Below are 19239 nucleotides of genomic sequence, written 5' to 3' on the forward strand. Positions count from 1 at the left end.
CAAGTTACGAGCGATCGCTCGTCGGCTCTGGTACACAGCACGCCTCTGTGATAATTTAAGAGAGTAATAAAGATACGTGCGCGTAGCGTGCCTTCGGCATCACCTTATCTAAAAATCATACTTTAATTCAGCAACGCCAGATTTTCGTCTAGTAATATGATCATTAGGCACAACGTTGTTGATCTATCATCAACCTAGCTACATTTTCTAAAACCTTCATTGTTTGAGTTTTGAGGTAAGGAAAATCATTGATAAATTCTGTTAACCCTCCTTCTTCCTCCAGATAGTCAAATAATGTTTGTAAAGGTACACGACTACCCACAAAAACAGGTTCACCGCTCATAATTTGAGGATCGAATGAATAATTTTTTGATTTTCTAATAACTGGTTTAAAGTCATTGCTTTTTGATAAAAAAATTCTTATGTATCAATGTTATCAGAAAAAGAGATATGATGATCAACCAGTGCAACTTCGTGATCGCCCAATACACTCCCTTTTAGTAATTGTTCAATAATAGGTTGAATATCTGCCTTAATATTACGATATTTTTTAGATAACTTGTATAAATTATTCTCAAATTCATCGATTTTATAGCATTTTTAGCAAAAAAAATGATTAACTTTAACAAGGAAAAACAAACATAAATTAAAGACTTTTTATCATGGTTAGCCCGTGAAATTGGCACTGATATTGATAACTTAACTAATAAAACTCTCCTCAAAAATTATCTAGGAGATTATCAAAAACAACAGGATAATTTAACCTTTGAAGAATTATTAAATATCTTGAAAAAAAATCATAAAAAGTTAAAAATTGATCCTTCAGAGAGAAAATTTCAAAATCTATTAGTTAAAGAATATGAGCAAAGTTGAAAGACTTTATTACCGATCAAAAAACAACTAGAATATACAGATAAATTAATAGACAAAATTGTTTATCAATTATATAATTTAACGGAAGAAGAAATCACCATTATTGAAACGAAATAATAAGTTAATTTCCCCCAACATTGGGGGTTAGGGGGCGAAAATTCTCACAAATAACAAATTAATTATCGAAAATTAGTGCAATTTATTCGCAATAGTGATAAAATAAATTCTCAGTTATAGAAAAATAATTATAGTTAACAAAGAAAATGAATAAAGTTACTAGAAGAGTCTTTTTAGGCACAAGTACAACCATAGCGGCGGTAACGTTAGCGGAATTAACGGGGGTAAAAGAGACTTCTGCCCAAAGTAAACAGATTAATTTATACTCAGGTCGTCATTATAATACTGATAAAAAACTTTATACTGACTTTGAAAAACAAACGGGAATTAAGGTTAATTTAGTAGAAGGCGACGGTAAACAATTATTAGAAAGACTTAAAAGTGAAGGACAAAATTCTAAAGCGGATGTGTTTTTAACTGCTGATGCTGGGAATTTATGGCAAGCGCAACAAACGGGTATTTTTACCCCAGTAAATTCCTCAATTTTAAAACAAAAAATACCTGCTTATTTTCGAGATCCCCAAAATAATTGGTTTGGATTTAGTAAAAGAGTCCGAGTGATTATGTATAACAAAAGTAAAGTCAATCCTAGTCAATTATCAACCTATGAAGATTTAGCAAATCCAAAATGGAAAGGTAAAATTGTCATTCGTTCTTCTGGTAATATTTATAATCAATCAATGGTGGCTTGGTTAATTGCTATAAATGGTCAACAAAAGACTGAACAATGGTGTCGAGGTATTGTCGCAAATATGGCTCGTCCTCCTCAAGGTGGCGATCGCGATCAAATCGAGGCAGTAGCGGCGGGAATAGCGGATTTAGCCGTAGCAAATACTTATTATTTGGCAGGTTATGGTAGTTCAAAAGATCCAGCGAAAAAAGCGATTTTTGACAAAATAGGGGTATTTTTTCCTAATCAAAAAGGTAAAGGCGCTCATGTCAATATTAGTGGCGGTGGAGTGATTAAAACAGCACCGAATAAAGCTGGGGCAATAAAATTTTTAGAGTATTTAGTAAGCCCCAGTGCGCAGAGATTTTTTGCTCAAGGAAACAATGAATATCCTGTAGTATCAGGAATAGAATTAGATCCGATTTTAAAAGGTTTTGGTAGTTTTAAATCCGATGTAACAAATGTGGCAAATTTTGGTCCAAATTTAGCAAATGCCCTTAAAATGATGGATCGTGTAGGTTGGAAATAAAAGAATCAGGGAATTTCAATTATTCCCTATTTAATTAAGCAATATTACAAGAAATTAAGCGAGAAAAGAAGAATGTAACCATTTTTAAACCATAAGGAGACTTCCACCAATGAGCAGGAAAACAACCGTCAGGTGCAGATAAAGTAAAATCCCAATTATCGTAATCTTCAAATTTAGCGACTTTGTTTTCATCAAGCCATCCCACTTCATCGGCGAATTTTTTTAAAATTGTAATATCTTGAGCTCTAATGGTATCAAGATTACCTCCAGCTTGATAATAAGTTTTTAATTGAATACTAAAACCGAATTTTTGGTTACTATATTTTCGCCAAATTTCATCAATTACCTGTAAAGAATTACAAGGATATTTACTAACATCATCAGGAGTTAAAGTGTCTCTTTCTTCTCCTGCTACTTCTAACATAATTCTAGTGGTTTCTTCATCAGCTTTACGAAAATCACTCTCCTGTAAAAATTTTTTCAAATTACCATATCTAGTGACATCAGGTAAGAGAATAAATTGCTCTTGAATATCAGAAATAAATGTAGTTAATTCCGATATTTTTGCTTCTAATTGTGCTATTTTAATTTCTTTATTTTTTAATTCTATTACGGTAGTTTCTAATTCTGTTAATCTAGTTTCTGTATCTTTCATAAAATTAGTAGTTTTTATTTTATTAGTTTACATATAAAAAGTATTAAAATTTATTTGGTCAATTATTAAACATTTAAAAGTTGACTAATGGACTTAATCATATAATCATCCCAATTTTTTATAGATTCAATTTTTTTACCCAAAAATGATTGAAATAATTGTCGATGATTATTAAGAGAAAATTCATCATTTCTAACATAATAATCTTTAATCCATAGCTCTAACATATTGAAATTAGCTTCTTGCTCTTCTAAAGTATCATATTTATGAGATTCCCATGGTCTTTTTTTTGAGTTATTTACACAAGTTTCTATGGTAGGATTAAGAAAAATTAAAAGGTTTGTATAAGGGAGAATTTCTTTTAATAAATCACCATAACAACCTTCAATTATCCATTTTTGATGACTATTAATAAAGTTTATTATTTCTGCCATAGTTATTGATAAAGATTCACGAATAGGTATTTTTTGAGCTTTCCATGCTATGGTATCAAGATCAAGATGAGCAAATTGATATTTTTCTACGAATTTTAAAGCTAAACTAGATTTTCCTGAGCTAGAATTGCCCATTATGACTATTTTACTCATATAAATTATTTATTTTGAGAAACTTTTGAAACTTCGAGAAGTTTGCTTAAATTAGGTGCATAGGATTCTAAATTAAAAGTGTTAGGATTAACAAATTTACCATAGGTAAAATGACGATAATTAAAACAAAAATAATCCCATTCTGCCATCTGTATATTAAATAGTTTGATGAAAATATTTGCTAACCAAATTGCTAAAGGAATTTGAAAATAAATCTTTTTATGAAGATAATTACAAATTTGTTTTATAGCTTCATTTACCGTTAAAGGTTGATTAGCTAAGACTAATTTTTGCTCAAACTTTTTGTCTAAATTATTACCATTTTCCACTAAATAAGTTATTACCGTTGCAATATCATAACCGTGAATAAAATGGAAACTACCATCGGCTTGAAACCAACGAATTAAATTCATCAATTTTGGTAAATCTTTTAAACCAGAAGACAGGTGAGAATAAGGATTATTGTCATTTCCTCCAAATACTAAAGTTGGATAAACTGTAATGATTTTATCATATAATTCTAAGGTTGATAATTGGGTAAAACATTGATATTTAGTGCGAATATAATCTGTGCCAATTTCTCCTGCTTGGGGTAAAAGTTGGTTTTTTTGATCTAAAATACTAGCTGTAGAAAAATAAATAATTTGTTCACAAATAGCAGGATTTAAAGTCTTAATTAAATTAAGATTACTTTCTACATTTATTTGATAAGATTCTATTTCACCTCCCCAACAAGTAGCCGCTAAAATCGCTATATTTATGGTTTTTAATAAATCAGTATAATCGAGAATTTGAGCTAAATCACCTTGAATAATATTAACACCTTCACGATAATTATAATCAAATTTTAATTTACTAGGATTTCGTACTAAAAAAAACAATTCATGATTAGTATTTTTAATTAAAGAATCAGCAATATAATGGCCGATACAACCACTTCCACCAGTGATAAAAATGCGCATATTTTATATATATTTTGTTTAGTTTTAAGATTTATTGTTACATTCTTTCTAATACAGAAATACCTAATAAAGATAATCCTTGTTTGATAACTTTTGCCGTTAAATCTGCTAATATTAAACGAGATAATTTAACCTTTTCTTCTGCTGATAAAATAGGACATTGATCATAAAATTGATTAAATTTTTGACTAAGTTCAAATAAGTATAAACAAAGGCGATTTGGTAATAAATCTTTTTCTACTTCTTTAATAATAAAATCTAATTGTAAAAGATGTTTTGCTAATACTAATTCACTGTCTTGAGTTAGAATAATTTGAGTATCAGAATTGAGTTGATTTAAGTCGATATTACCTTTACGACTAATACCTTGTACTCGCACATAAGCATATAAAAGATACGGTGCAGTATTTCCTTGTAAAGCCAACATTTTTTCGTAACTAAATTTATAATCAGTGGTTCGATTCTGGCTTAAATCTGCGTATTTTACCGCACTTAAACCGACAATTTTACTTACTTGATTAATAAATTCTTCTGTTTCATTTCTTATCTCAGTTTCTAGGCGATTTTCTAAGTCTTTTTTCGCTCTATTTATCGCTTCATCTAACAAGTCTTTTAATCTGATAGTTTCACCAGATCTTGTCTTGATTTTTTTACCATCTTCTGCTAAAACTAAACCAAAAGGTACATGGACTAATTCTACATTATCAGGGATATAATTCGCTTTTTTTGCTACTTGAAAAACTTGGATAAAATGGTTAGCTTGTCCTGCATCTGTGACATAAATTATTCTACTCGCTTTATCTTCATTGATGCGATATTTTAAAGCCGCTAAGTCAGTGGTAGCGTAGTTATAACCGCCGTCAGTTTTTTGAACAATTAACGGTAAAGGCTTATTTTCTTTATTAATAAAACCTTCTAAAAAGACACATTTTGCTCCTTGATCTTCTGTCAAAATATTAGCTTTTTTTAAGTCTATAATTACATCAGATAAAAATGGATTATAAAAAGATTCTCCTCTTTCGGTTAATGTTATGTCTAATAATTTATAAATAACTTCAAATTCTCGGCGAGATTGTTCACATAATAACTGCCATGCTTTGATACTTTCAGGATCTTTACTTTGTAATTTTACTACTTCCTGACGAGCTTTTTCTTGAAATTCTAAATCTTGGTCAAATTTAATTTTTGCTTGTTTATAAAGAGTAACTAAATCCCCAATTTCTACAGCATTAGCAGTGGTTAAAACTTCAGGTTTTTCTAGGCGTAAATAACTGATTAACATTCCGAATTGAGTACCCCAATCCCCGACATGATTTAATCTTAAAACATCATAACCTCTAAACTCTAAAATTCGGGCAATACTATCACCAATAATAGTAGATCTTAAATGACCAACGTGCATTTCTTTAGCAATATTTGGGCTAGAAAAATCAACTATCACTTTAGAAGATTCTTCTATTTTTGTTACTCCTAAATTATCACTTTTATAAGCTAATTTTATTTGTTGTGCAATATAATCTGATTTGATTTTAATATTAATAAATCCAGGTCCTGCAATTTCTAAAGTTTCACAAAAATCATCTATTTTTAGATTGTCTATAATTGTTTGTGCAATTACTCTAGGAGATTGTTGTAAAGTTTTAGCTAAAGATAAAGCAATATTGCATTGATAATCACCAAATTTAGGATTACTAGCAGGTACAACTAAAGAATCAATATGACTAAAATTCTCTCCGAATAGTTGAGTTAAAGTTTCGGTAAATAAATGTCTAAGTTTTTCAATCATGTAAAAAAAAATGAGGAAATAAAGATAAGTTAATTGTCAATTGTTCACTGTTAATTGTCAAATATTATGGCGAATATTCATCCCATAAAGTGCAATTTTGACGAATACTGCGAAAATTACCATTACCGATGATTAAATGATCTAAAATGGGAATGCCAATTAGTTTGGCACATTTTAATAATTGTTCTGTTAATGTCAAATCCTCTACAGAAGGCTCAAGATTTCCTGAAGGGTGGTTATGGGCGATAATAATATTTGTGGCAGAGTGACGTATAGCTTCTCGGAATAATTCACGAGGATGAATAAGGGTTTCTGTAGCGATGCCGATGGTGATAACTTGAGTACTAATTAAACTATTTTTAGTGTCTAATAATAACACAGCAAAACGCTCTTGACATTGCCACATTAATTCATGACTAAAAGCCGAAGCAGCAGCGTTGGGGCTATCTATTATGGCTTTAGCGGATGGGCGAAATTGAAAAGTACGTTTACCTAATTCTACCCCAGCAAGGATACTTGTCGCTTTAGCAGGTCCAATACCATCCATTGCCATCAATTCTAAGGGTGAAATTTCACGCAATACATCAAGAGGATCTCGTTTATTCTGACTAAGTTGATTGAGAATATATTGAGCTAAACCTACGGCGGATAATTTGCCTTTTCCTTGCCCTGTACCTAATAATATGGCAATTAGCTCCGCAGAGCTTAGATTTTTAGCTCCTAGCTCTAATAATCTCTCTCTAGGGCGTTCGCTTAATGGTAAGTCAGCAATTCTGAGATTATAAACCATTGTGTTATTACAAAAAACAATATTTTAATTATTGTAATTCTTTTTAAGTGAAACCTTACATCAATACAAAAAATTTAATCACAGTTATCAATTGTCAATTAATTATCATGAGCTTGATTTTGGCTACGAACTAACGTACTTGTTGAAGAGTATCAACTTTTTTGGTGAATAATTCCGTAAAGATACTCAAAACCGTGCGATTTTCTTTGACTTTGATATTTACACTTACAGACATCCCCGATTGTAATTCAACAGGTTTTCCTCTGATTACTATATTTTGATCATCTAATTCCACTTTTACGGGAAAACGATAGAAATTATAAATTTGATCTGGTGGTAGTGCATCTGATCCCACAAAATAAACTTTACCTTTAATATCCCCAAATTCGCTATAGGGAAAAGAGTCAATTCTGATGTCACTATCTTGACCGACTTGCACAAAACCTATATCTTGGTTAGTAACATATACTTCTGCAATTAAAGGATTCTCTGTCCCCGCATCGGGTACAATTTTTAATAATGCTTCGGATTGTCCTGATTTTGGCACAAAACCTACTCCAGCTTGTAAGTCAAATACAGTACCAGATACAGGAGCTTTTAATTCTTGATATTTAATAGTTTGTTTTGCTGTGCCAATTTGACTATTTACCTCCGCAATGCGCTTTTCATTATCCACAATAATTTTATTAATTTGACTGTCTAACTCCGCAATTTTTTGACTATTAATAGCCATGCGATCGCGCACATCTTTTTCAGTAATAGCGAGGGTATTTTTAAATTGCTCTTGTGCTTTGCTAATATTAAGACGGAGGCGAACTTCTTCTTGTTGAAACTGTTGAATATCAGCTAAAGTAGTATCAATTTTTTGCTTTTGATTTTCTAACTCAATTTTACCATTAGCAGTACGATCAATTAAATCTCGTTGTTTGTCTCTTACTTGTTGTTTTTGTCGCTCAATTTGAATTTTAGCTAAAGCACCTTCTTCCGATAAAGGTGTAATACTATCAAGAATATCTTGATCAATTTGTAAACTTTGTTGCGCTTGGGCAATAGATTGCTCATTACGCTGAGTAATTTCTTGCAATACTTGACGATGATTGAGTAATTGCTTTTGACTATCTTCTAACTTAACCTGATTTTGAGTAAGTTGTTTTTCTAATTGCTGAGTCTCAAATTTTGCCGCACCAGAGCGAGAATTTAACTCTGCAAAAGCAGCTTGTAATCGAGCAATTTGATCAGGTTTCAAACTAGCAATATTACCAGTACCTTGAGATAATTGTATTTCATAAAGTCTATTTTCTGCCACCAATTCCGCTCGATTTAATGCTAAGGCTTCTATTTCAGGAGGGAGTTTTAAGCCTAAAATGACATTTTGCACTTCACTAGGAGTTAATAAAGAATTAATTAAAGCACGATAAAATTTATTTTCTTGGACTAAAGATGCTCTAATTTTTTCATAAGACTGTAATTCTCCTTGAGTAGCTTCCGAGTCAAACACCACCATAGAATCACCCTTGTTGACGTGTTGCCCATCTTCTACTTTTACCTCTTTAACGACACCATTTAAAGGTGCTTGAATCTCTTTTACGGTGGTTTTAGGCTTTAATTGCCCTTTAGCGGTGATAACTTGCTCTATTTTTGCTGTTGCCGCCCAACCAATAGCAAACACTGTTACCCCCATAATAGTCCATGCCATAGTTCTTGACCATACAGGAGAGGGTTTAAGAATAACATCTTTTTCAAAATCAGAAGTATCTAGGTTAATAGTAGATTCTTCAGGAGGTTTTTTGCCGTTAGTTTCTGGGGCGTTTATCTGTAATAAAGTATCTTTTTTACCGTTGCTGTTATGGTTAATCATTTGTTTATTATTTTTAATAATTGTGCCTGTTTTATGTATCTCCATTCTTCATGCTGAAAATGGTAAAGTGAGATTTGTTTAAAATTATGTAATAACACCATTGCTAATAGCACTTAATTTTAAATCAGGATGATCACCTTGTAACTGATTAACATTCCAATCATTACGAAATAATAACACAGGGCGATCAAGAGCATCTTTTACGATCATAGTATTAAATATACGTCCAACTTTTTCTAAGGCTTCCCAACCATCCACAACCCAACGAGCTACACTAAAAGGAATAGGCTCTAATCTTGTTTCTACGTTATATTCACTTAACATCCGAAATTGTACCACTTCAAATTGTAATTGCCCCACTGCCGCTAAAATGGGATCTCGGATAAACTCATCAGTAGAATACATTATCTGTACTGCGCCTTCTTCTTGCAGTTGTTGAATACCTTTTTGAAACTGCTTAAATTGGGAAGGATTAGGATTTTTGAGATAAGAAAATAACTCAGGAGAAAAGCTAGGGATGCCTTCATATTGAAGTTTTTTGCCCAAATAAATAGTATCCCCAATGGCAAACACCCCCGGATTATTTAAGCCAATAACATCACCCGGATAGGCTTCCTCAATAGATTCTCTACCTTGAGCGAACAATTTTTGAGGGTGAGATAATCTTACTACTTTTCCTGTACGAGCATGATTTACTGCCATGTCTTTCTCAAATTTACCAGTACAAACCCTTACAAAGGCTACTCTATCTCGATGTTTAGGGTCCATATTTGCTTGTAATTTGAACACAAATCCTGTAAAGTCAGGGTAGGTTGGATCTAATGTGCCTAAAGTTGACTTTCTCGGTATTGGCGGTAAAGCAAAATCAAGAAAGGATTGTAAAAATAAATTTACCCCGAAGTTAGTCATAGCACTACCAAAAAACACAGGAGTCATTTTTCCTTCATGAATAGCTTGTAAGTCAAATTCTGCACCAACTTCCTGCACCATTTCTAATTCTTCTAAGGTTTCCTCATATAGTTGTGCGTCTAAATACTTTTTAAGACCTTCATCACCACTAGGGATGATAATTTCTGGTACTTCTTTACTACCATGAGCAATTTTTTCAAATAAATGATAATCTTGTTGACGGCGATCAAAAACTCCTTTAAAATAGTCACCAATACCTACAGGATAGTTAACAGGATAAGTTTTTAAACCCAATTCTTTTTCAATTTCATCTAATAAATCAAAAGCATCTCTCCCCGGGCGATCCATTTTATTGATAAAAGTAAAGATGGGAAGCCCTCGCAATTTACATACTTCAAAAAGTTTACGAGTTTGTGGCTCTAAACCCTTCGCCGCATCAATCAACATCACGGCATTATCCGCCGCCGCTAATGTGCGATAGGTATCTTCACTAAAATCTTGGTGTCCGGGAGTATCCAAAAGATTGATATGATAACCGTTATATTCAAACTGCAAAACCGTGGAAGTGATGGAGATACCTCGTTGTTTTTCTAATTCCATCCAGTCAGATGTAACTCGTCGTTGTTCACCTCTAGCTTTTACCGCCCCTGCTTGATGTATTGCACCTCCGTACAACAATAGTTTTTCTGTAAGGGTTGTTTTTCCTGCGTCAGGATGGGAAATAATGGCAAAATTGCGACGTTTACTAACAGCTTCTAATAATTCTTCTTCGATAGTTAAGGACATTTTTGATAATTGGTAATGAATAATTAATATTAAATATATTACTTTAATAATGAGGATAAATATTTTTAAAATGCAAATTTATTAACGAAAAGATTTAATTTGCTTAACAATAATTTAGATGTTTTCGATAGTTTAAGGTGGGGAGGATGATTTGTAGATATTATTTTTCATATCATCTTGAGTATATAATTTGTTTTAACTGTTATTTTTCAAGATTTATATTATAGCATTAAAGGGGAATATTTTTCTTTTTATGTAATTTTTCCTATTATTATTTAACCATAAATTAGATTATGAGTAACCAAAAAAGTCAAGAAGAAATAGCAATTGAAAAACAAAAACTCCATGAAATTTTAATTTTATTAGAGCAATTATTACAACGAGAAGAAGTAACTGGAAAAGCAATTATTGGTTGTTTATACGATATTGCCATGATTAATTTAATCAATAAATATTGCCCTTTATGGGGTATTAATTCTACTTTAAAATATTTAGTCCGTTTTCCTCGTCCCATAGCTCAATCTTTAGGGGTAAAATTATATTTACAGCCAAAATGTCCTAAATTAATTACTGATTGGCTTTATACTTTAGTAGAATTTCCAGAGAAAAAAGTACTAACTTTAGATGTCGAAGTGATTAATAATCAATTATTACCTACTCTTAAACAAAGTAAATTAGAGATTAAATCTTTGCAAAATAAAGTAAAAATTTTAACAGGTAGTTTAGTTTGTACTGTTGCCATTTTTACTGGTAGTTTTGCTTTAATTGCCTATAATTTAGACATAAATTTCTTAGAATTATTAGGTACATCTCAGGCTAGTTTAAAAGACTAATATATAGAAATATTTTACCTTAACAAATGATTTTTTTAACTCGCCTTAACTTACTATATTTTTGTTAGCTCAGTTTTCCATAAATTAGCGTGTTGTTCATGACGATTATCATGGAAAATATCATAGTTAGGATTAAAATTATTATAGCCTAATTTTGAAACAATTTGACGATGTAAACTTTCTATTTTTTCTCCTAATTTACGAGTATTCCATAAAGTTTTACTAGGGGAAAAAGTCGTTAAATCTTCTATCCAATCTAGTTGGCGATAAGCTAAAAATAACTCATCAATAGTTGGTTTTAATAGTAAAAAGGAGGAAGAAGGTTTCATTTCTGCTAACAATTGACTTAAGTTATAAGCATATTCTAAATCACTGCTAATATGCTGACAATAAGACTTACGATAAGCTAAAGTTTTAATCAAAAATTGTTCAATTTCTTCGGGATTTTTTTCACTAAAAGCATACTTAATTCCTCCTAAAGTTCGATGTAAATACCATGCTCTAATATCTTCTATTTCAGCCATAGGACTTTGAGTGGTACGTGCATCGGGATAATTCCAAAATAACCCTAAAACTCGGTTAATCATTTTGGTTTTAATATGAGGTAAAACTCGGTTTTTAAACTCTGTATCTCCTGCACCACGATAACTTGAGTCATAATAACCAAACCTGTCATGGATATTTTTACGATATAAACCACCCACTAAGGAAAGATAACAAGTATCAAGATAAACGAAATTTTGGTCATAATTGCTACGATCATAAAGCATAATATCATTAACATGATTACCTTGTAAATCCACATCGGTGACTAAACTATGACTTATCACCCAATCAATGTCAGAATTTTCCTCTAATTCATGGGCTAAAACTTCCAAACATTCGGGTAAAATTGTTTCATCTACCCCTAAAAAGGTGATATAAGGCGATCTACATAGTAAAATAGCTCTATTCCACGCATTTTGGATGGTTTCTCGATTTTTAGAGCGTAAATAGACTATTGGTAAATTTAATTCTGATTGTAACTGTTTAAATACTGAATATTCTTCATCAGGTGAACCACTATCTACTAAAATTATTTCAACTAATCCTTTTTTGACTAAAGTTTGTTGTGCTAAAACTCTTAAAAATAAGGGTAATTTTGCTGCTGCATTATATAAGGAAACTATCACCGATACTTGATAATTTTCTTTGTCTCGTCTTTCGTCGATAAATTCATATTCTTGAGGTTGATATTCTAGGTTATTTTGATAAGTTTTATTGAGAATATTAAAAGTTTTTTCTGTTTGTTGATTAACATTTTTAAACATCGCTTCAGCAACTTTTGCTTCAGGTTTAAAGCCTTTTTCTTCTAAAGTTTTAATGACATAAGGCAACTCATTAAATTTATCATAACCTAAAGTTTTTATGCTTCTTAAATAATAGGTTGTAGCGACTAAATCATTATTTCTCATCCTTTCTAAACGGGCAATTTCTCGCCAAACTCTTACTCTATCAACACGAAAAGCACTTTGTATTTTACCTTTAATACCTTTTGCTTCTGGTTCAAAAGTTTCTGCTAAATTCCAAACTTGTTGCAGTTTTTTTTCTATTTCTAAGGATGTTTGTTCACTGAGAGTAAATACTTTATGATATTGTGAGGCAATAAAAGGGGATTTTATTAGTTGAGATGAGCGTGTATCTTCCGCATATCTAACCAACTTACTTTTTACTTTTTTTATAGATGGTTTTATCCCTTTATTGATAATTTTACTAGGAATAATTTTGAGATAGTTTTGGTTTTTAGTTCTCGAATTCCAATAATTAATTAACTGTGAATACCATTCTTTTAATTCTTCTGAAACTTCTAAATTATGATTATTTTCTGTATGGTAAATACTGCTTAAATTAGGATCTTTAGTGTTAGTATTAATCATTAATAAAGCATCCTTTAATTGTTGTCGATAATTGTCATAGTTTTCTAAAATATCGATTAATTTAGGAATACAATCATAGGTATTATTTACATCAATTTTAATCCAAGGTAATTGAGGAAAATTATCTTCTAAAAATTGACAAACTCCTGCACCACTTCCGATGGCAGTAGGGCAACCTGAAAATAAAGATTCTAGGGCTAATAAATTAAGGGTATCATAACGAGAGGGTAAAAATATAATGGCTGGTTGAGAAAATATTTTGTCTAATTCTTGACGAGATTTTGGAGGTTTAATATCAATATTAATTAATCGTTTATCTATCATAGATTGCAGTAAAACTTGAGAAGAATCGCCAAATTCACTATAACTATGAGGTCCAATTATATTAGCTTGATAATAATTATTAGGAGATAACCACCAAACTAAATCAATAAAAATATCTGCTCCTTTTCTTTTTTCAGTTCTTCCAATAAAATATAAATTAGGTTTATTATTATAAATATCTAAAGTTTGACATTGTGGTAAATCAATAAAATGTAAAGGGTTAAAATATTGAGTTTCTAAATTTACTAAATCTTGCCATTCTTTAAGATAACTTTTACTAATTCCGTAGCGAATATCAGCAGTTTTAAACTGCATTTTTTCCTCTAAATCTAAAGGAATATTAACTTCTGTTGAACCAAACCAATCTAATTGTAAAGTTGTAGAGATTTTACCGTGCATTGATAAAGCAATTTTATCACATTTTACTCCATGATATTCTAAAGCTGGACGCAGAAAGAGAGTATATTGTTCATAATCTGGTGCATCAACAATGTCAAAGCTATATCCAGTAACGGAATTAGCGATATTACTAGCAAGGGTAAAAGAACGATAAGCCCAACGAGGAGGATTTATATTAATATAATTATTAAGATCATGGATTTGATAAATGGGTTTATAAGCAATACCATGAGCGTTATTAGGGCGAAGATTATTAGTATTTTCTTTTTCTAAGAGATAATAAAAGTTGATGTCTGGATTTTTTTCGATAATTTGACGATAAAAAGTTTGCCCTCCTCCTATTTTTAGGAATAAGTCAAAATCGGCGATTAATACTTTCATGATTTTTATAATAAAATTAACTATAAATATATAATAAAAAATGTGTAATTAATAATATCATAAAATCAAGCAAAGTTTACTTAACAGAGTAATTGATTCCTTTACAAATCAGCAATAATTGTTAATTGTTAATTGTTAATTGTTAATTATTAATTAATTTTTGGTGCATTTAAAGCCACAAATTGAGAATTATTTTCCGTGGCTGTTTTTACTTGTAAACTGGGTACGGAATTACGCAATAATGCGGTTAATTGGTGAGTGGTAGAATCATAAATTTGAGTAACAATTTTCGGATATAAACCAATACCAATAATAGGAATTAAAAGACAAGCAATAATAAATACTTCCCTAGGTTCAGCATCGACTAAATTAGTATGAGAGACTAACTCTTTATTTTCTGCACCATATAACATTTCTCGTAACATGGATAACAGATAAATTGGTGTTAGAATCACCCCAACGGCAGCAAGGGATACCATAATAATTTTGAAGGTTAAATTGTAAGCGTCACTGGTGGCAAAACCAATAAATATCATCAATTCCGCCACGAATCCACTCATCCCGGGTAAGGCAAGGGAAGCCATAGAGCAAGTTGTCCACATAGCAAATACTTTTTTCATTCTTTGCCCGATTCCCCCCATCTCGTCTAGCATGAGAGTATGAGTGCGATCATAAGTAGCACCAACCATAAAGAATAAACTTGCACCGATTAAGCCGTGGGAAATCATCTGTAACATTGCTCCACTCATACCAATATCAGTAAAAGAAGCAATACCAATCAACACAAATCCCATGTGAGAAATAGAAGAATAGGCAATTTTCCTCTTTAAATTTCGTTGTGCAAAGGAGGTAAAGGCGGCATAAATAATATTAACTACTCCCAAAATAATTAAAATTGGGGCAAAAGTGGCATGGGCATCAGGTAACATTCCAGCATTCATGCGAATTAAGGCATATCCTCCCATTTTCAACAAAATTCCCGCTAGTAACATATGGGCTGGGGCTGTAGCTTCTCCGTGGGCATCAGGTAGCCATGTATGGAGAGGAAAAATCGGGAGTTTGACACCGTAGGCAATTAGTAACCCTGCGTATAATAATAATTGCAGGTTAAAACCAAAATCTTTATGGGCGATCGCCACCATATCAAAGGTAACGGTATCACCATAAAAAGCCATAGTTAAAGCAGCTACAAGGATGAATAATGAGCCTCCAGCGGTATAAAGGATAAATTTGGTAGCCGCATATAATCGCCGTTTACCGCCCCAAATAGAGAGGATGAGATACACTGGCACTAATTCTAATTCCCACACAAGGAAGAAAAGTAACATATCCTGTACAGCAAATACCGCAATTTGTCCGCCGTACATTGCTAACATGAGGAAATAGAAAAATTTAGGCTTTAAAGTAACAGGCCATGCTGCCATAATGGCTAAAGTAGTTATGAAGCCTGTTAATAAAACTAGAGGCATAGATAAACCATCCACCCCTACTGACCATTTTAAGTCAATATCGGACACCCAAGTATAACTTTCAACTAATTGTAAGTTAGGGTTGTTAAAGTCATAGCCTTGATAAAAAGCATAGACAATCAAGACAAAATCGATTAAACCAACGGTTAAAGCATACCATCTAACGGTTTTACCATCTTTATCGGGAATGACGAAAACGAATAAAGAGGCGATGATGGGAAACAGAATAATAGTTGTTAGCCAAGGAAAATTTGTTAAATCCATTTGTAAATAAATGTTTATCAGTTATCAGCTTAAGGTCTATAAAAATTATAGATGTGATTTAATAGATAATGAATCTATATCAACAATCTACCAAGATTTTTAAGAGATCTAACAATTTCTAATGTTAATTTTTGTTTTAAAGACATTGTTTTAAAAGAAAGAATAACTAAGTAATGCAGAATTTAAACACCTGAGAAAAAAAACTTGAACCTTTGACAAATAAACCCTAAACAGGGATAATTCCTTTAGATTAAGACTATTTTCTTAGAAACAACATTGTTGAAAGAATTTTTAAAAAGATAAAAGAATCTTATTATTTATTGTCAGAGCAATAATTATCAATGAATTATCATTATGCGCACAATCGCCGAAATTAACGAAAAAATCCTCAGTGGTAAAGCAACGGTTTGGACAATCGAGGAATTAAAAGCTAAAGTAAAGAAACTAGGTATAAAAAAAACTTATGAGAAAGTCGATGTAATTTGTACAGGTACATTTGAACCGATGGAATCTTCGGGAGCAATTTTGAATTTAGGCCATACAGATCCTCCTATGAAAATCCGTAAATGTTGGCTAGACGGTGTTCCAGCCTATGCTGGTTTTGGGGCAGTAGATCTATATCTAGGTGCTACGGCTTTAACGGAAAATGGTACAAATGAACAAGATAATTCTTCTATTCCCGAAAAAGGTGGCGCTCATGTGATTGAAAGTTTAATTGCAGGACAATCCGTTACGGTTAAAGCCATTGGACAAGTTACTGACTGTTATCCCCGCCCTTCTTTTGAATCTACTATTACCGCAGAAACTATTAATCAGTTTTACTTATATAATCCTCGCAATTTGTATCAAAATTTCATTGTGGGAGTTAATGGAGGCGATCGCCAGTTATCCACTTATTTAGGGCCATTATTACCCCGTTTAGGCAATGCCGTATATAGCAGTACGGGGGCTTTATCACCGTTACTAAATGACCCGAATTTGGAAGCAGTAGGTATTGGCAGTAAAATATTTTTAGGGGGTGCGCAAGGGATGATTGTCTGGGAAGGCACACAACATTTTCCTTTACAAAAAAGATTAGATAATAATACACCTATCGGACCAGCTTCAACTTTAGCGTTAATAGGGGATGCAAAAAAAATGAGTCGTCAGTGGGTGAGAGGTTGTTATTTTAAAAATTATGGTCCTTCTTTGATGTTAGGGGTAGGCATACCTTTTCCTGTTTTAAATGAGAAAATTATCGAAAATTGTGCTGTAGAAGATAAAGACATTGTAGCACCAGTCATGGATTTTTCTATCCCCCGTCGTGTACGCCCTAGTTTTGGCTTAGTCAATTATGCTCAGTTAAAGCACGGTAAAATTAAAATTGAAGGACAAACTGTCAGAGTGGCTTCTGTCGCTAGTATATATTTAGGTAGAGAAGTGGCAGAAACTCTTAAAAAGTGGATTTTAGAAGGTAGTTTTACTCTCTCTGAAGCTGTAGCACCTTTACCTTGCGATCGCTCTTTTGTGTCTCAAGATGGGGTAATTTAACCATAAATAACTTACACTATATAAGGTGATTTAAGGATAGGAAAAATTAGAGTAATATGAAACTAACTTTCAATTTTCCACAAAGATTAACAGCATTAGCAATTTTCTCTCTAATTTGTATTTCATGGATTCCTGTACACTCAGAAGAGGATTCTAAGCCTTTTAAAATTTTAACTGGTCATAGTGATAAAGTAACAGATATTGCTTTTAGTGCAGATAATAAAATATTAATTAGCGGTAGTAGAGATAAAAACCTTAAAGTTTGGGATATTGATAGTAACAAAGTTTTACGGACATTATCAACAGAATCCGAAGGAGTTACTTCTATAGCTTTGAGTAGAGATAACCATATAGTAGTAAGTGGAGATATTGACCATAGCGTTAAAATTTGGGATTTACAAACAGGAAAATTATTAATAACCCTTAATGGACATTCTCAACCAGTAGAAGCTGTCGCAATTAGTCCTGATGGTAAATTAGTTGTTAGTGGTAGTGATGATCGTACCATTAATATTTGGAATATTGATTCAGGCAGACTTTTACATACATTAACAGGACATCCCGATTATATCAGTGATTTAACTATTAGTCCTGATGGTAAAACTCTTGTAAGTAGTAGTGGAGATGTTGATTATATGGCTAAACTTTACGGTAATATTAAGGTTTGGGATTTAGAAACGGGAAAGTTACTTTATAGTCTAAAACAAACAAGTCCAGTAGCTAAAATTATCATAACCCCCGATGGAAAAACTTTATTTAGCGGTAGTTTTGGGCAAATAGAATCGGCAAATTCTTCAATCAACACAATTATGATATGGGATTTAAAAGAAGGTAAATTAATTCGTAACTTTGCAGAAAATACAGAATCAGTAGAGTCAATGACTTTAACCTCCAATGGCAAAACTCTTATAACGGGAAATTTTCGAGGTAATATCAATTTTTGGGATTGGCAAAATCGTCAATTATTACAAACCTTAAAAAACGATTCAGATCCCATTAATGCGATCGCTATCAGTCCAAATCAAAAACATATTGCTAGTAGTGCTGACAACACAATTAAACTTTGGAAAACTCCTCCAATTTAAAAGACTTTATTTATAAATATCTCCTCTCGAACCAATTGCGGTAATTACATATAAATAATTATTAGTATCCTCTAAAAATAAAATACAATATTTTCCGACTCTCAAACGAAATTCTAAACGCCCTTTCAATTTCTTAATATCAAGATTTATGGGATTATTAATTAAATTATCTAAGGCTTGAATAATTCTTATTTGTTCATCTTTTGGTAATTTTAATACAAATTTTTCTGCCTTTTTTAACAGAATATAATCAGAAATAATCTTAGTTTAATAATAACTTTTTCTTTAAGTCACTCGAACTAATACCCTTATCTTTGCCTGTCAAATAATCTTGCCATGCTTCTTCACTTTCAGCAATTTCTAACTCCGATATTATATCCTTTGTTTCTTCTAATTCTTTGTATTTTTCAAGAGATTTTTTTAAACTATTTAATAGTTGAAACTGCTCGGTAATAGGCATTTTTTGAACTTCTTTTAAAATTTCAAAATAAGTAGTCATAATTTTATGATAAAAAC

The 19239-nt window shown here is 31.8% G+C and carries 16 protein-coding genes; 4 read left to right on the top strand and 12 right to left on the bottom strand.

Annotation, left to right across the window (positions count from 1 at the left end; genetic code table 11):
- Nucleotides 1-163 precede the first annotated feature (163 nt).
- On the bottom strand, nucleotides 164-343 hold the full coding sequence (locus ACEW8E_RS07300) for a DUF433 domain-containing protein (RefSeq protein ID WP_373479681.1): 180 nt from the start codon (nucleotides 341-343) through the stop codon (nucleotides 164-166).
- 793 nt (nucleotides 344-1136) lie between these two features.
- Here ACEW8E_RS07300 and ACEW8E_RS07305 point away from each other — a divergent pair.
- Complete coding sequence (locus ACEW8E_RS07305; RefSeq protein WP_373479682.1) at nucleotides 1137-2189, top strand: Fe(3+) ABC transporter substrate-binding protein; 1053 nt, start codon at nucleotides 1137-1139, stop codon at nucleotides 2187-2189.
- Between the two features lie 34 nt (nucleotides 2190-2223).
- Here the strand turns inward: ACEW8E_RS07305 and ACEW8E_RS07310 are convergent, their stop codons facing one another.
- The 7 genes from ACEW8E_RS07310 to prfC form a co-directional block, all read right to left on the bottom strand.
- Nucleotides 2224-2844, bottom strand: coding sequence for a GUN4 domain-containing protein (locus ACEW8E_RS07310; protein ID WP_373479683.1), 621 nt, complete (start codon nucleotides 2842-2844; stop codon nucleotides 2224-2226).
- A gap of 65 nt (nucleotides 2845-2909) precedes the next feature.
- On the bottom strand, nucleotides 2910-3431 hold the full coding sequence (locus ACEW8E_RS07315) for a shikimate kinase (RefSeq protein ID WP_373479684.1): 522 nt from the start codon (nucleotides 3429-3431) through the stop codon (nucleotides 2910-2912).
- Nucleotides 3432-3436: 5 nt separating this feature from the next.
- Complete coding sequence (locus tag ACEW8E_RS07320; protein WP_373479685.1) at nucleotides 3437-4393, bottom strand: NAD-dependent epimerase/dehydratase family protein; 957 nt, start codon at nucleotides 4391-4393, stop codon at nucleotides 3437-3439.
- 37 nt (nucleotides 4394-4430) lie between these two features.
- Complete coding sequence (gene argS, locus ACEW8E_RS07325; RefSeq protein WP_373479686.1) at nucleotides 4431-6179, bottom strand: arginine--tRNA ligase; 1749 nt, start codon at nucleotides 6177-6179, stop codon at nucleotides 4431-4433.
- Between the two features lie 64 nt (nucleotides 6180-6243).
- Nucleotides 6244-6969, bottom strand: coding sequence for a DNA repair protein RadC (radC, locus tag ACEW8E_RS07330; protein ID WP_373479687.1), 726 nt, complete (start codon nucleotides 6967-6969; stop codon nucleotides 6244-6246).
- A gap of 130 nt (nucleotides 6970-7099) precedes the next feature.
- Nucleotides 7100-8872, bottom strand: a complete 1773-nt coding sequence (locus ACEW8E_RS07335) for an HlyD family efflux transporter periplasmic adaptor subunit (RefSeq protein ID WP_373479688.1) — start codon at nucleotides 8870-8872, stop codon at nucleotides 7100-7102.
- A 39-nt stretch (nucleotides 8873-8911) separates the two neighbouring features.
- A complete protein-coding gene (gene prfC / locus ACEW8E_RS07340; RefSeq protein WP_373479689.1) occupies nucleotides 8912-10522 on the bottom strand; it encodes a peptide chain release factor 3 in 1611 nt (536 codons plus the stop codon).
- A 293-nt stretch (nucleotides 10523-10815) separates the two neighbouring features.
- Between prfC and ACEW8E_RS07345 the strand changes: the two genes are divergently transcribed.
- Nucleotides 10816-11355: a hypothetical protein gene (locus ACEW8E_RS07345; RefSeq protein ID WP_373479690.1), complete on the top strand. Its 540-nt coding sequence runs from the start codon at nucleotides 10816-10818 to the stop codon at nucleotides 11353-11355.
- 53 nt (nucleotides 11356-11408) lie between these two features.
- Here ACEW8E_RS07345 and ACEW8E_RS07350 read toward each other — a convergent pair whose 3' ends face one another.
- Together ACEW8E_RS07350 and ACEW8E_RS07355 are read right to left on the bottom strand one after the other, a co-directional pair.
- Nucleotides 11409-14375 (bottom strand): glycosyltransferase, encoded by a 2967-nt coding sequence (locus ACEW8E_RS07350; RefSeq protein WP_373479691.1) that lies wholly within the window; start codon nucleotides 14373-14375, stop codon nucleotides 11409-11411.
- Between the two features lie 149 nt (nucleotides 14376-14524).
- The gene (locus ACEW8E_RS07355; protein ID WP_373479692.1) at nucleotides 14525-16108 is read right to left on the bottom strand and encodes an NAD(P)H-quinone oxidoreductase subunit 4; all 1584 of its coding nucleotides are present in this window, start codon (nucleotides 16106-16108) and stop codon (nucleotides 14525-14527) included.
- 354 nt (nucleotides 16109-16462) lie between these two features.
- On the opposite strand from ACEW8E_RS07355, the gene ACEW8E_RS07360 reads away from it, so the two are divergent.
- On the top strand, nucleotides 16463-17638 hold the full coding sequence (locus tag ACEW8E_RS07360) for a homocysteine biosynthesis protein (RefSeq protein WP_373479693.1): 1176 nt from the start codon (nucleotides 16463-16465) through the stop codon (nucleotides 17636-17638).
- 56 nt (nucleotides 17639-17694) lie between these two features.
- The gene (locus ACEW8E_RS07365) at nucleotides 17695-18723 is read left to right on the top strand and encodes a WD40 repeat domain-containing protein (RefSeq protein WP_373479694.1); all 1029 of its coding nucleotides are present in this window, start codon (nucleotides 17695-17697) and stop codon (nucleotides 18721-18723) included.
- 6 nt (nucleotides 18724-18729) lie between these two features.
- On the opposite strand, the gene ACEW8E_RS07370 is transcribed toward ACEW8E_RS07365, so the two are convergent.
- A complete protein-coding gene (locus ACEW8E_RS07370) occupies nucleotides 18730-18852 on the bottom strand; it encodes a type II toxin-antitoxin system RelE/ParE family toxin (protein ID WP_373479695.1) in 123 nt (40 codons plus the stop codon).
- 133 nt (nucleotides 18853-18985) lie between these two features.
- Nucleotides 18986-19222 carry a hypothetical protein gene (locus ACEW8E_RS07375; RefSeq protein ID WP_373479696.1) on the bottom strand — a complete coding sequence of 79 codons (237 nt, stop codon included), beginning with the start codon at nucleotides 19220-19222 and terminating at the stop codon, nucleotides 18986-18988.
- Between the last annotated feature and the right edge of the window lie 17 nt (nucleotides 19223-19239).

Origin of the sequence: Geminocystis sp. (assembly GCF_041753295.1) — a bacterium.
GTDB lineage: Bacteria > Cyanobacteriota > Cyanobacteriia > Cyanobacteriales > Cyanobacteriaceae > Geminocystis.